11 protein-coding genes are annotated in these 12,923 nt (G+C 74.8%); 5 read left to right on the forward strand and 6 right to left on the reverse strand.

Going from position 1 to position 12,923, the window contains the following annotated elements; translation table 11 throughout:
- Positions 1-64: 64 nt before the first annotated feature.
- On the forward strand, positions 65-1,054 hold the full coding sequence (locus tag CHF16_RS06635; protein WP_089325013.1) for an ATP-binding cassette domain-containing protein: 990 nt from the start codon (positions 65-67) through the stop codon (positions 1,052-1,054).
- The gene (locus CHF16_RS06640; protein ID WP_089325014.1) at positions 1,051-1,845 is read left to right on the forward strand and encodes an ABC transporter permease; all 795 of its coding nucleotides are present in this window, start codon (positions 1,051-1,053) and stop codon (positions 1,843-1,845) included. Before CHF16_RS06635 ends, CHF16_RS06640 begins: the two co-directional genes overlap by 4 nt.
- On the opposite strand, the gene CHF16_RS06645 is transcribed toward CHF16_RS06640, so the two are convergent.
- The 3 genes from CHF16_RS06645 to CHF16_RS06655 form a co-directional block, all read right to left on the reverse strand.
- Complete coding sequence (locus CHF16_RS06645) at positions 1,842-2,582, reverse strand: hypothetical protein (RefSeq protein ID WP_089325015.1); 741 nt, start codon at positions 2,580-2,582, stop codon at positions 1,842-1,844. The genes CHF16_RS06640 and CHF16_RS06645 overlap by 4 nt on opposite strands.
- Before the next feature lie 62 nt (positions 2,583-2,644).
- Positions 2,645-3,367 (reverse strand): anti-sigma factor family protein, encoded by a 723-nt coding sequence (locus CHF16_RS06650; RefSeq protein ID WP_089325016.1) that lies wholly within the window; start codon positions 3,365-3,367, stop codon positions 2,645-2,647.
- Positions 3,364-3,960 (reverse strand): sigma-70 family RNA polymerase sigma factor, encoded by a 597-nt coding sequence (locus CHF16_RS06655; RefSeq protein ID WP_245868263.1) that lies wholly within the window; start codon positions 3,958-3,960, stop codon positions 3,364-3,366. The genes CHF16_RS06650 and CHF16_RS06655 overlap by 4 nt, the downstream gene beginning before the upstream one ends.
- A gap of 320 nt (positions 3,961-4,280) precedes the next feature.
- Here CHF16_RS06655 and CHF16_RS06660 point away from each other — a divergent pair, with 320 nt between their 5' ends.
- The 3 genes from CHF16_RS06660 (at position 4,281) to CHF16_RS06670 (ending at position 6,045) form a co-directional block, all read left to right on the forward strand.
- The gene (locus tag CHF16_RS06660) at positions 4,281-4,982 is read left to right on the forward strand and encodes a hypothetical protein (protein WP_218826549.1); all 702 of its coding nucleotides are present in this window, start codon (positions 4,281-4,283) and stop codon (positions 4,980-4,982) included.
- Positions 4,983-5,055: 73 nt separating this feature from the next.
- A complete protein-coding gene (locus CHF16_RS06665) occupies positions 5,056-5,481 on the forward strand; it encodes a PPOX class F420-dependent oxidoreductase (protein WP_089325017.1) in 426 nt (141 codons plus the stop codon).
- 117 nt (positions 5,482-5,598) lie between these two features.
- Positions 5,599-6,045: an SRPBCC family protein gene (locus tag CHF16_RS06670; protein WP_089325018.1), complete on the forward strand. Its 447-nt coding sequence runs from the start codon at positions 5,599-5,601 to the stop codon at positions 6,043-6,045.
- 162 nt (positions 6,046-6,207) lie between these two features.
- Here the strand turns inward: CHF16_RS06670 and CHF16_RS06675 are convergent, their stop codons facing one another.
- The 3 genes from CHF16_RS06675 to CHF16_RS06685 form a co-directional block, all read right to left on the reverse strand.
- Positions 6,208-8,643, reverse strand: coding sequence for a GMC oxidoreductase (locus CHF16_RS06675; RefSeq protein WP_089325019.1), 2,436 nt, complete (start codon positions 8,641-8,643; stop codon positions 6,208-6,210).
- Positions 8,644-8,739: 96 nt separating this feature from the next.
- Positions 8,740-9,834, reverse strand: a complete 1,095-nt coding sequence (locus tag CHF16_RS06680) for an alpha/beta hydrolase (RefSeq protein WP_089325020.1) — start codon at positions 9,832-9,834, stop codon at positions 8,740-8,742.
- Positions 9,835-9,968: 134 nt separating this feature from the next.
- Positions 9,969-12,902 (reverse strand): helix-turn-helix transcriptional regulator, encoded by a 2,934-nt coding sequence (locus CHF16_RS06685; protein ID WP_089325021.1) that lies wholly within the window; start codon positions 12,900-12,902, stop codon positions 9,969-9,971.
- Positions 12,903-12,923 lie beyond the last annotated feature (21 nt).

Raw genomic sequence — 12,923 nt, forward strand, 5'->3', positions numbered from 1 at the left:
TACGACGTACGTTATATTGCTCGCGATGGTAAATCCGTACGACGTACATAGTTTTGGAGGGCGCATGGCCGGACCACGGCTCGCGGTCGCCGCCGAAGGGCTGCGCAAGCGCTACGGCGACCGGGAGGCCCTCGTCGGGCTCGACCTGCGGGTGCCCGCCGGCACCGTGCACGGGCTGCTCGGCCCGAACGGCGCCGGCAAGACCACCGCCGTCCGCGTCCTGACGACGCTGGCCAGGCCGGACGGCGGTACCGCCCGGGTCGCCGGGCACGACGTCGTCCGCGACGCGGGGCGGGTGCGGCGCGGCATCGGGCTGGTCGGGCAGCACGCGGCGGTCGACGAGATCCTCGGCGGGCGGGAGAACCTCGTCATGTTCGGCCGCCTCTACCACCTGGGCGCCCGGCGGGCGCGGCAGCGGGCCGACGAGCTGCTGGAGCGCTTCGGGCTGACCGAGGCCGCCGGCAGGCCCGCGGGGCAGTACTCCGGCGGCATGCGGCGCCGCCTCGACCTGGCGGCGTCCATGATCCTCGCGCCGCCGGTGCTGTTCCTGGACGAGCCGACCACCGGCCTGGACCCGCGCGGCCGGAACGAGGTCTGGGAGGCCGTGCGCGCCCTGGTCGACGGCGGCACGACCGTCCTGCTCACCACCCAGTACCTGGAGGAGGCCGACCGGCTGGCGGACGGCGTCTCGGTGATCGACCGCGGCCGCGTCATCGCCGAGGGGACCCCCGACGAGCTGAAGAAGCGGCTCGGCGGCGACCGGATCGAGGTCGTCCTGGACGACCCGGCCGCGCTCGGCGCCGCCGCCGGGATCATCGGCCGGATCGCGGACGGGGAGGTCGACGTGGACGCCGAGGCCCTGCGCATCGGCGCCCCGGTGTCCGGCCGGGCCGCCGCGCTGACCGAGGCGGTCCGCGCCCTGGACGGCGCCGGAGTCGCGGCCGCCGACATCGGGCTGCGCCGCCCGACCCTGGACGAGGTGTTCCTGCACCTCACCGGCGAGAAGAAGACCGGCGAGAAGAAGACCGGCGAGAAGGAGGAGGTGCGCTCATGAGCGTCCAGGCCATGCGGTGGGCGGTCGCCGACGGGTGGACGCTGACCGGCCGCGCACTCGCCCACTGGCGGCGGCAGCCCGGCCAGATCGCCATGGGGCTGCTGTTCCCCGTGATGGTCGTGCTGATGATGGGCTACCTGTTCGGCGGCCAGATGGACGTCCCCGGCGGCGGCAGCTACCGCGCGTTCATCGTCCCCGGCATGTTCGCCCTGACCATGGCGTTCGGCGTCGAGGAGACGTTCGTGCGGGTCGCCGGCGACGCGGCCAAGGGGGTGACCGACCGGTTCCGCGCCATGCCGATGTCGCCGTCCGCCGCCGTGGTCGGCCGCGCCACCGCCGACATGATCCACTCGGTGGCGGCGCTGGCCGTGATGGCGGCGTGCGGCGTGCTGATCGGCTGGCGCGTCGAGGACGGCGCCGTCGCCGCCCTCGCCGGGTTCGGGCTGCTGCTGCTCCTGCGGTTCTCGCTGATCTGGCTCGGCGTCTACCTCGGCCTGTCCGCCAAGGGGCCGGAGTCGGTGGCGGCCGTGCAGATCCTGGTGTGGCCCATCGGGTTCCTGTCCAGCGCGCTCGTCGCGCCGGACACCATGCCCGGCTGGCTCGGCGCCATCGCCGAGTGGAATCCGATGTCGGCGACCGTCACCGCCTGCCGGGAGCTGTTCGGCTCACCCGTCACCGGCGACTCGTGGGCGGCGCGGCACAGCCTGCTCATGGCGCTGGTGTGGCCGCTGGTGATCGCGGCGGTGTTCGCCCCGCTGTCGGTGCGCCGCTACCGCTCCATGGGCCGCTAGGGCAGCACCGACACCCGGTGCCGCGCCAGCGGAAGCGCCGGATAGCACTCCTCGGGAAAGCGCTCCGTGCTGCGTGCCGTGCCGGGGGACGACCCCCCAACCGCGATGTCCAACGCAGCGCGGAGCCGCTTACCGGCCTCAGCGGCCTCGTAAGGCTGGACGACGCACAGTTCGGCCTGCATCGCCTGCCGCGCCGCGCCCATCAGCGCCGGGACGTCCCCGACGATCACGACCTCGGTGGGCGCGCCGCCGTAGGACAGCCGGACGGCCACGGCGTGCATCCCGGCGGTGCCGGCGCCCTCGTAGCGGAACTCGCAGACCAGGCGGTCGCCGTCCAGCGGCCCCTCCTGGATCAGCCACGCCTGGCCCGGCACCACCGCGCCCAGCGACTTCTCCCAGGGCGCGGCCGGGACGGCGCCGAGCGCGCCCGCCGCGCGGCCCGCCGCCCTGCGCCCCTCCGCCGGCCCGATCGCGGCGATCGCGGCCAGGAACGCCCGCGCGCCCGGCGTCGCCGCCGCCCGCAGGCAGCCGATCAGGTCGCCGAGCGCGGCCAGCCGCCCCTGCGCGTGCGGGGCCGCGGCCTCCAGCGCGCCGAGCTGCGCCGACGCCCACACCTCCGCCTGCAGCGGGCCGGGCAGCGCCGGCAGGGCGTCCGCCTCCCGGACGTAGGCCGCGTACACGTCGCGGAGCCCCGGCAGCATCAGCTCGGGGCCTGTCGAAGACCGGCTCGCACTCACCCCGCCAGCCTATGAGACGCGGGGGAGCGGCCCGTCCCCGCCGCCCTCCGGCCGCCGCGGCCCTACGCGGGGAGGGTCAGCAGCGTGCGCCCGCCGCCGATCGTGCGGACCTCGAACCGGCTGATCTCCTCGGGCCGCAGCGCCGTGCCGCCCTGGAGCGCCAGCCGCGGCTGGGGCGACCCGGGCAGCCCGTAGCCCTTGTCGGGGACCGACCAGCCGACGACCGTGTGCCTCTCGCCGCGCCGGTCCACCGCGACCAGTTCGCATTCCAGCGGGCCGCGGACCTTGGAGAGCTCCATCGCGATCCGGCTGCCCCACGCCTTCTGCTGCATGGCGACCGTCCCGGTGACGCCCGTGCCCGCGTCGCTGGCCGACACCTTGTGCCCGTCGCGCAGCAGAGCGGCCGTCCCGTCGTCCTGCGGCGCAGCGGCCGGTTCGCGGTCGGCGCCGAGCGTGAACCCGGTACCGAGCGCCCCGCCGAGCAGCACCACCCCGGCGGCGGCCGCCGCCAGCGCGCGCGCCGCCCGGTGCCTGCGCTGCCGCGCGTTCCGGTGCCGCAGCAGGTCGGCCACCACCGCGGGCTCCGGCGGGACGGGCGGCGCGCCCGGCGGCTCGGCGATCGGGCCGATGCCGTCCAGCGTCCGCGCGACCCCGCGCAGCGTCCCGAGCTCCTCGTGGCACGACGCGCAGGACGCCAGGTGCGCCTCGAACGCGCGGCGGTCCGGCTCCTCCAGCAGGCCGAGGGCGTAGGCGCCGACGTCGATGTGCAGCATGTCCGCGGTCAAGGCGTCACGCCCCTCTCCTCCAGTGCGACGCGAAGCGCCCTGAGCGCGTAGTAGACCCGGGACTTCACCGTGCCCACGGGGATGCCGAGATGCTTGGCGGCCTCGTTGACCGACCGGTCCCGGAAGAAGGTCTCGTTGAGGACCTCGCGGTGGGCGGGGGACAGCGCGAGGAGGGCCTCGGACACGACGACGGAGCGCAGCAGATCCTCCAACCCGTCGGGCACGCGCATGTTCTCCAGCGGGCCCTCGCCCGCCTCCTGCGGCCGTGCGTTCTTGCGGCGCTGGTCGTCGATGACGATCCGGCGTGCGACGGTCGCCAGCCACGGCAGCAGCGAGGCCGCGTTCTCGTCGAGCTGGTGCGCGCTGCGCCACGCGCGGATCATGGTCTCCTGCACGACGTCCTCGGCCCAGTGCCGGTCGCCGCCGGTCAGGCGCAGCACGAACGACAGCAGCGGGCGCCCGTAGACGCGGTACAGCTCGGTCACGATCACCTGGTCGTCCACGCCGCCGGCGGGCTGCGGGCCGCGGAACCAGCTCCAGGGTCCGGGCGGGCGTTCGCGGGTGGCCGAGGCGGCCGGCGATCTGTGGGCCATCGGGGTCTCCGGACGGGTGCGGGGGCGGACGGCGCGGTGACCATGCGTCGGGTGTCACGTCGGGAGGCAGTACGCGACCCCGGCGCCGCCCGGTTCAACCTGGGTCCGGTTCGCCCCGGATTTTCCGGGACGTCCCTTACTTGTTCGCGAGGTTCTCCTTACCTTTTGGGGCCGACGATCACCGTGGTGCGTCCAAGCGGGCGTACGGGACGGCGACATGATCCGGCCGCCGGACGGGGGCAACGCTCACTCCACATTTGGAGCGAATGCGGGCATCGGGCCCATTTGCCCACACGAGACCGAGGGGCGGGATCGGCACAGTGGAAGGAAACGGGGACGCACAGCTCAGCTACCGCCTGCTGGTGGCGGTGGACATCCAGGGATACAGCCGGCGCGACGCGCGCGAGCAGCTGCGCGCGCAGCGCGAGCTGTCGGACGCGCTCGACCGCGCCGCGCGCGGCGTCGGCCTCGACCGCGCCCGCTGGCACAAGCAGGTCGGCGGGGACGGCGAGCTCGCCGTGCTGCCGGAGGGGACCGACCCCGCGCCGGTGGCCGGCGACTTCGTCATCCTGCTGGACGAGGCGCTGCGCGAGGCCAACGACGGCGACGCCGCGGGCCGGTTCCGGCTGCGGGTGCGGCTGGCCCTGCACCACGGCACGCTGACCGCCGGGCCGTTCGGGCCCGCCGGCGACGCGCCCATCACCGTCCAGCGGCTGCTGGACGCGACGCCGCTGCGCCGGCTGCTGTCCGGCGACACCGGCCGCGACCTGGCCTACGTCGTGTCGGACTCGCTGTTCGAGGACGTCGTCCGCACCGGGTTCTGCGCGCTGCCGCCGCACGAGTTCCAGGCGGTCAAGGTGGCGGCGAAGGGCGCGACGTTCCGCGGCCACATCCACACCGGCCGCGCCGCCGGCCGGGCCGCCGGCGACGCGGGCGCGCGGGGCGGGCCGGCCTCCCGGCCCGCCCCCGGCGCGCCCGGCGACGCCCGCATCCTGACGCTGCCCCAACTCGCCGCCAGGTGATCAGGGGAGTGGGGAAGGGAACGGGGCGGCCGGGGGTTGACCCCGGAAACGGATCACATCCAGGAGGCGGACGATGGCGGACGAAGCGGCGCTGGTGAAACTGCTCAAGGGACGCGACCTCGGCGTGCTGGCCACGCTGAAGCGCGACGGGCGGCCGCAGCTGTCCAATGTCAACTACCACTTCGACGAGGCCCGCCGGCTCGTCCGCGTGTCGGTCACCGCCGACCGCGCCAAGGCCCGCAACCTGGCCCGCGACCCGCGCGCCAGCCTGCACGTCAGCGCCCCCGACGGCTGGTCCTGGGCCGTCGCCGAGGGCACCGCCGAGCTGTCCGCCGTCGCCGCCGACCGGCACGACGCGGCGGTCGAGGAGCTCATCGAGGTGTACCGCGCCATCCGCGGGGAGGAGCACCCCGACTGGGACGACTACCGGCGCGCCATGGTCGAGGACGGCCGGCTCGTCGTCCGCCTCCACGTCGAACGGCTGTACGGGCAGGCCTGACTCCGGGGCCCGGCCGGCCGAGCCCGGCCGGTCGGGCCTGACCGGTCGGGGACAGGGCCCGGGAGCACGACGGGGACGGCCTTGTGCGGCCGGAGCGCGGGTGGCTACGGTGCGGGGATGATCCAGGCCACCGCCACCACCAGCGCCGCGCCCGAAGAGGTGTTCCGGCACCTGGCCGTCCCCGAGGCGTGGGGCGCCTGGGGGAGGTTCCCCACCCCCGCCAAGCAGACGCGCAAGGGCGACACCACCACCTACGGCGTCGGGGCGGTCAAGAAGATCTGGCCCGTCAGCGAGCAGACCGTCGCCTACGAGCCGTACTCGCACTTCGCCTACGTCGCGCTGTCCGGGCTTCCGGTCCGCCGGTACCGCTCCGACATCCACCTGGAGGCCCGCGACGGCGGCACCGCCATCCGCTGGGAGGCGGTGTTCGAGCCGCTCATCCCCGGTACCGGCGCGCTGATCGCGCCGGCGCTGCGGCTGATGCTGAAGACGTTCACCCGCCGGCTGCCCGCGCACCTGGAGCACTGCCCGGACGGCTGCCCCGCCCGCCGCGCCGCCATCTGACCGGGCGGCGGTCCCGCCGCGCCGCGAGCCGGGCCCGGACCGCGACGTGAAGGGCCGGAGACCGCGCGACCCCCCGCGCGGCCTCCGGCGAAAAAGGTGCAGGCCGAGAGCACCCCGCAGTTCCCTCGGCCTGCACGAACCTGGCCCCCCTGACGGATCCGGTCAGACCGGATCCGGGCCGTACACCTCCCACAGCTCCCCGGCGAAGAACCGGCCGAAGTCGAGGAGCTTGCCCGGCCCGTCCGGGCCGGCCGTGCGGAACGTCGTGAGCTGCCGCGCGAAGTCCGTCAGCCGGATGTGCAGCACCCCCGCCGCGACGACCTCCGCGCCGTCCTCCGCGTCCGCCTCGACATGGCCGTCCAGCAGCCGCACGTAGAGCGTGGAGGTGTCCGGCCAGATCCGCGTCGGCGGCCCGTGCAGCACGTCCTTGTACCCGCTCAGCGTGCGCGGCCGGTCCTCCCCGTCGGTGTAGAACAGCCGGTACTTCATCAGCCGCCGGTCGCTCGGGCCGTCGGCGACGAACAGGTTGAACGTGCCCCGCTCGACCGGGCAGCGGCCCCCGTGCCCGTCGGCGTCGACCCACCCCTCGGCCTTCGCCTCGTGCTCGGGGTCGGCGAGGAACAGGTCGGTGTCCGCGGCCGTGATCGTCAGCCGGAACGACAGGGGGCGGCGCCCCTCCGCCCGCTCGCCGGTCCGCGGATCGGTCTCCCCGTAGGTGACGAACCCCTTCATCTCCTCGGTGAACGACAGCGACGTACGGCCCGCGACCGCGGCGGACGGTCCCCGTGACCCGCCGCGGTCCCCCGAGACCGGGCCGTACGCCGAGCCGTTCCCCGCCCCGTCCAGCGGGCCGGCTCCCCCGGCCGGCCCGGCCCCCGTGGCAGACGGGACGGTGGCGGCCGGAGCCGCCGCACGCCGTTGTGCGGTCACCCCGTCCAGCAGCCGCGTCGCCAGCCGGTCGGCGTGCGCGGCGATCGTGAGCGAGGGGTTCGGGCCCACCGGTCCCGGCATCGCCGCCCCGTCGGCGATGTAGAGGCCCGGGAACCCGAACACCTCGCCGAAGGCGTCGCAGACGCCTTCGCCCGGGTGGCTCCCCATCGGGGCGCCGCCCAGCGGATGGACGGTGACGATGCGCTTGCGGAACCACATCGGGTTGTCGGCGTAGTCGGCGCCGAGCACGTCCGCGATCCCCTGCATCGTCTTGCGGACGCGGTGGAACAGCGCCTCGCTGGTCTCGGCCGTCCAGTCGGCCGCCAGCCGGCCGCCCCTGAGGTGCAGCCGCCCGTCCGCGGTGTCGCGGCCCATGCCGAGCAGCGGCAGCGAGCTGACCGTCAGGGCGCCGTCGCCGATCAGGTCGGACAGCTCCTTGGACAGGTTCGTGTCGGGCGCGTCCTTGAAGAACTCGGTGAACCGGTTCCACAGGAACTTCACGGCACGCTCGAAGTCGTTGCCGAGGTCGAGGCTGTCGACGATCCAGTCGGTGAACCCGGGGTAGCCGCCGTCCTCGATGTAGGCGCCGCGGCCCGCGCCGGGCACGCCGTCCAGCTCGTCCGGCAGCCGGATCGCGGTGGTGATCACCGGGCCGCGGCTGGCGTTCAGCGGCCGGACCCGGTTGCGGTCCCTCGCGCGCAGCAGGAACGTCAGCAGGTCGCCGTTGCCGCTGAACCGGGTGCCGAGCGCGTCCGACAGGCCCGGGAAGGCGTCCCGCGACTTCAGCAGCAGGAACGTCGTGCCGTAGGTGCCCGCGCCGAGGATCAGCCGGTCGCAGGTGATCGTCCGGACGGGCGGGCGGCTCTTGCGCGCCGACAGGTCGGCGTGGTGGACGTAGTCGACCTCGTACCCGCCGCCGTCGCGCGGCCGGATCGCCTTCACCTCGCGGGAGGTGCGGATGTCGGCGCCGTGGTGCGCCGCCGCCGACAGGTAGGTGTGGTCGAGGCTGTTCTTGGCGCCCTCGTTGCAGCCGATGTCGCACTCGCCGCACAGCTTGCACGTGCGCCGCCCGGCGCCGTGGATGTTGCCGTAGCCGGCGTCGGCGATCGGCAGGCTCAGGCCGGGCGTGCCGCCGGGCCGGGACGCGAAGCTCACCGCGAGCGGCGGCAGCGTGATCTGCAGGCCCAGCTCGGCCGCCGCGTCCTGCATCGCGTGCGTCTTCGGGGTGTCGTCGAACGGGACCTGCTCCAGCGGGTACGGCGTCGCGCCGAGCATCTCCTCGACCGCGTCGTAGTGCGGGTCGAGGTCGGCGCGGGTGACCGGCCACGGGTGGTGGCCGCCGCCGGGCAGGTCGGTGACGAACCAGCGCTCGTCCTTGCGCAGCAGCACGTTCGCGTAGATCAGCGACCCGCCGCCGAGCCCGGACGACACCACCGAGTCGCAGCCCTTGAAGCTCCAGACGTCGAACATGCCGTACAGGCCCTCGTCCGGGTCCCAGAACGCGCGGCCCATCTCGGCGGGCGTGCGGGGGAAGCTCCCCGGCGGGTACGGCTGCCCGCGCTCCAGCAGGACGACCGACTGCCCGGCCTCCGCCAGCCGGTACGCCGCGACGGACCCCCCGAACCCGGACCCGACCACGACCGCGTCGGCGTGCTCCACCTCGCCCATTTCAGCGCTGCCGCTTCTGGGGGACGACCCCCAGACCCCCGAACCGGGGGCTGAGCGATGACCTCCGCTCCGCTGGCGCTCCGCTCCGCTCATCGCTCAGCCCGCTTTCCGCTTCAGGAAGTCCACGACCTGCGGGAACACCTCGGTGTCCGAGGCGGCGCCCATGAACGGGTCCTGGTGGCCGTAGCCGGGCAGGACGGCCAGTTCGTGCAGGCCGGGCGTGATCTTCTCGAGCGTCCGGTGGCAGACGATGTTGGAGTCGGTGAACACGTGGTTGCGGTCTCCGGTGAGGAACAGGATCGGCGTCGTGACCGTGTCGGCGCGCGACAGGTAGTCGTCCGGCAGGGCGGCGAGGCGCGGGTCGCGCGGGCGGTGCTTGATCGCCCGGCCGGCCTTCACCATCGCGTGCAGGTGCCGGTAGTAGTTGACGTTGCAGGCCCCGAACAGGTCGGGGAGCCGGCCGTGCGTGACCGGCGACATCTTCTCGTGCGTGTAGATCGGCTTGCCGCCGCCCCACATGAAGCTGAGCATGTGGCAGGCCGGCTCGTCGCAGTCGCGGTGGAAGGGCGCGACGGCCTTGGCGAGCATCCAGCCGCGCGTGAGCACTGGAGCGTGCCCGTACCTGGGGTCCAGGTGGGAGGGCCCGAGCACGTACTCCATCAGGGCCGGGCCGTAGCCGAGCTTGACCTTCGACCACCACGGGGTGCGCGGCGTGAGCGAGACGCTGTTGCAGACCAGGCTCGTGACGCCGGTGACGGTGCCGGCGAACAGCGCCATCGAGAACGAGATCGCGCCCACGCAGTGGGAGATCACGTGGACCCGGCGGTTCCCGACGTGCCGTCGCAGCTCGGCGAGCGCCGCGGGATGGTCCTCGAGCGCGATGACGTCGAGGTTGTGGCGCGCGGTCTCGGAGTTGTAGGGGAACCGGCCGCTGATGCGGAAGTCCAGCGCCCACACGTCGCCGAACCCGGCGTCGTGGAGGTGGTTCACCAGGTTGGTGTGCTCCGGCATGATGTACATGTCGCTGGAGGTCGTCAGCCCGTGCACCAGCAGGACGACGTCGTCGCAGTCGTCCCGGCGGAACCGGGTCAGGTTCAGGCCGAGGCCGTCGCCCGTCGCGAAGGGATGCACGGACACCTCGGCGTCGGCGACGCCCGCGAGCGTGAAGCGCGCGATCCGCTGCTCGTCCATGGTGCTCTCCTCCGCTTTCTGACGCCCCAACCCTGCCAAACGCGGATATCGGCGCGGCATCGTGGAGAACCCGTACTTACGGGTGCGTGCCGACCCGCTGGACCTACGGGGCGTACGTGAACTAAGAGTCCGATTTACTCAGAACGGTTCATAGCGGTCGCGACACCGACCCGCGAGGAGACGCCGATCTTGGCGAAGACGCGGGACAGGTGGGTCTCCACCGTCCGGACGCTCAGGTAGAGCCGCTCGGCGATCTGCTGGTTGCTGAGGCCCTCGGCGACCAGCAGCGCGATCTCGTGCTCGCGCGGGGACAGCCCGAACGGCAGGTCCCGGCGGCCCTTGCCGCCCTTGGCGGGCGTCCCGCCGCCGGGCACCCGGACGCCGAGCCGGCGCTGCTCGCGGGCGACCTGCGCCTGCAGCCCCTTCATCCCGCACGACTCGAAGACCTCCGCGGCGGCGCGCAGCCGGTCGCGGGCCCGGGTGCGGTCGCCCGCGGCGGCGTGCGCGAGCCCGGCGGCCAGCTCGGCGCGGCCCGCCTCCGGCCGCCGCCCGGCCTTGTGCAGCAGGTCGGCGGCCTCCGCGGCCAGCGCGGCGGACGCGGCCGGGTCGGCCGCGCGCAGCGCGTGCGCGCGGGTCAGCCGGGCCAGCCCGGCGTCGCCGGTCAGCAGCGGGTCGGTGATCGCCTCGGCGATGCCCGCCCAGTTCGCGGCGTCGGCGGCGTCGGCCTGCGCGGCGCGGACGGACGCCAGCGCCTCCGCGCAGATCAGCAGGGTGCTGAAGTCCAGGCCGAAGGTGCCGTCCCCGCACGCGGTGATCAGCGCGGTGGCGCCCTCCTCCAGCCGGCCCTCGTTGATGACGGCGAGGGCGCGGGCGACGTGCGCCATGCGCGTCCACCACTCGCCCGAGCCGGTGTCGTTGGCGACGGCCTCGTCCCCGGCCCGCAGCGCCCGCTCGTGGTCGCCCATCAGCGACGCGGTCAGGCACTGCTGGATCAGGCCGTAGGCCAGCACCTCCTGCGAGCGCAGGTCGCGGCCGACCGCGGCGGCCTCGTCGGCGACGGCGGCGGCCTCCTCCAGCCGGCCCAGCTGGGTCAGCACCCGCGACTGCCCGGCCAGCATGTAGCCGAGCACGAACGTCTGCCCGGTCGTGCGGGTGATCGACACCAGCCGCTCGGCGTGCCGCAGCGCCTCGTCGTACATGCCGAGGAACGACTCGGCGAACACCAGCCAGGCGAAGCAGTCCAGGCAGTCGGCGAACTCGGTGTCGGACGCGGCGGAGAACAGCTGGTCGGCGGCCCGCGCGTACGCCATCGCCTCCGCGATCTCGCCGCGCCCGTAGGCGACCATCGGGCGCATCGCCGCGACCGCCGCCGTGAGGCCGGGACCCCACCCCGGGGCGGTGCTGGGAATGGTCTCCAGGATGGCGTGCGAGCCGCGGGTGTCGATGCGCTGGATGCGGTCGGCGACGAGCCGGATGCGCAGCAGCACCGCCTCGGGGGTCTGCCGGTCGGTGATGCGGCGCAGCTCGTCCAGCACCAGGGCGCGGGCCTCGTGGATGCGGCCGAGCTGCCGCTCCATGATCGCGCACATGTGGACGGTGCGGGCGCGGCGGACGGTGTCGTCCGGCGGCAGCAGCCCGAGCAGGGTGCGCGCGGCCTCGCGGCCCTCCTCGGCGTGGCCGCTGAACGCCTGCACCTGGGCGAGCTCGACGAGCAGCTCGACCCGGTCGGGGTAGGTCTCGTCGGCGGTGCCGGGCATCAGGTCGAGCGCGGCCTGCAGCCAGTACGCGGCGGTGGCGGGCGCCTGCCGCGCGACGGCGCGGGCGGCCTCGACCAGCGTCCAGATCGCCTCGGCGTCGCCGAACCGCGCCGACCGCACCACGTGGTGCGCGCGCACCGCGGCGGGGGCGCCGAGCTCGGCCAGCCGCTCCGACACCCGCGAGTGCGCCGCGATCCGCCAGCCCGCGGCCGTCGAGGCGTAGGCGACGTGCCGGACCAGGGGGTGGCGGAACCGGAAGCGGCCGCCCGGCGCGGGCCGCACCACGTCGTGGCCGGTCAGCACGTCCAGGGCGGTGAGCGCGGCGTGCTGCTCCATCTCCGCGGCGACCGCCGCGAGCGCGGGCTCGAACACATCGGCGGCGACGGCGGCGCCGCGCGCCATCCGCAGCGCCTGCGGCGGCAGCGCGCTCAGCTCCACCTGCAGCGCCGCCCGCACCGCGGGCGGCACCTCGGTCAGGTTCGCGACGCCCTTCTCCCAGTCGCGGTCGAGGCCGCCGCCGGCCGCGGGAACGGTCCCGTCGGCCATCTTGGCCAGGGCCTCCAGGTAGAACGGGTTGCCGCCGCTGGCCTTGAACAGCGCCTCGCACCGGGCGCGGCCGACATCGGGGCCCAGGAACTCGCGGACCTCGCTCTGGGTGAGCGGCGTGGCCGTGACCCGCCTGCCGTGCGGGCCCGCCGCGTCCACCAGCGCCGCCAGCCGCGGCGACGCCTGCGCGGGCCGGTAGGCGACCGCGACCAGCACCCGGGCGCGCGGCGGATGCCGGACCAGGTGGTCGAGCAGCTCGATCGTCGCGTCGTCGGCCCAGTGCAGGTCGTCGAGGATCAGCACCAGCCCGGAGGGTTCGGCCAGCGCCTCCAGCAGGTGCCGGACCGTGCGGTGCAGCTGGTACCGCGCGACCTGCGACTCGGGCGAGGCGGCGGGCGGGGCTCCGGACAGGTCAGCCAGCGCGGGGAACACGGTGCCGAGCAGCCGCAGCGCGCCCGGCGGCAGGTCGAGGGAGTGCTCCTCCAGGCGGTCGTCGAGCGCGTCGACCACGGCGCCGAACGGCATCTCCTGCTCGAACTCGGCCGCGCGGCCCGCCACGAACGGCAGCTTGCGCGCGATCGCCCCGTCGGCCAGCTCGTTCAGCAGCCGGGTCTTGCCCGCCCCCGGCTCGCCCACCAGCGCGACGAACCCGTAGCCGCCCTCGGCGGCGTCGAGCGCGCGGTCGATCTCCCGCAGCGCGTCCCGTCGCCCCACGAGCGGAGCGTTGCCGGAGCCCCCGGCGTCGCGGGCCGCACGACCCTCCATGTCCACACCCCAACAGCGACA

This window comes from Actinomadura meyerae (assembly GCF_900188445.1).
Taxonomy (GTDB): domain Bacteria; phylum Actinomycetota; class Actinomycetes; order Streptosporangiales; family Streptosporangiaceae; genus Spirillospora; species Spirillospora meyerae.

Coding starts and splice junctions, on each gene's coding strand:
- CHF16_RS06635 (WP_089325013.1), top strand. CDS start 65: ATGGCCGGACCACGGCTCGCGGTCGCCGCCGAAGGGCTGCGCAAGCGC.
- CHF16_RS06680 (WP_089325020.1), bottom strand. CDS start 9,834: ATGGACGAGCAGCGGATCGCGCGCTTCACGCTCGCGGGCGTCGCCGAC.
- CHF16_RS06655 (WP_245868263.1), bottom strand. CDS start 3,960: ATGGCCCACAGATCGCCGGCCGCCTCGGCCACCCGCGAACGCCCGCCC.
- CHF16_RS06670 (WP_089325018.1), top strand. CDS start 5,599: ATGATCCAGGCCACCGCCACCACCAGCGCCGCGCCCGAAGAGGTGTTC.
- CHF16_RS06640 (WP_089325014.1), top strand. CDS start 1,051: ATGAGCGTCCAGGCCATGCGGTGGGCGGTCGCCGACGGGTGGACGCTG.
- CHF16_RS06685 (WP_089325021.1), bottom strand. CDS start 12,902: ATGGAGGGTCGTGCGGCCCGCGACGCCGGGGGCTCCGGCAACGCTCCG.
- CHF16_RS06675 (WP_089325019.1), bottom strand. CDS start 8,643: ATGGGCGAGGTGGAGCACGCCGACGCGGTCGTGGTCGGGTCCGGGTTC.
- CHF16_RS06665 (WP_089325017.1), top strand. CDS start 5,056: ATGGCGGACGAAGCGGCGCTGGTGAAACTGCTCAAGGGACGCGACCTC.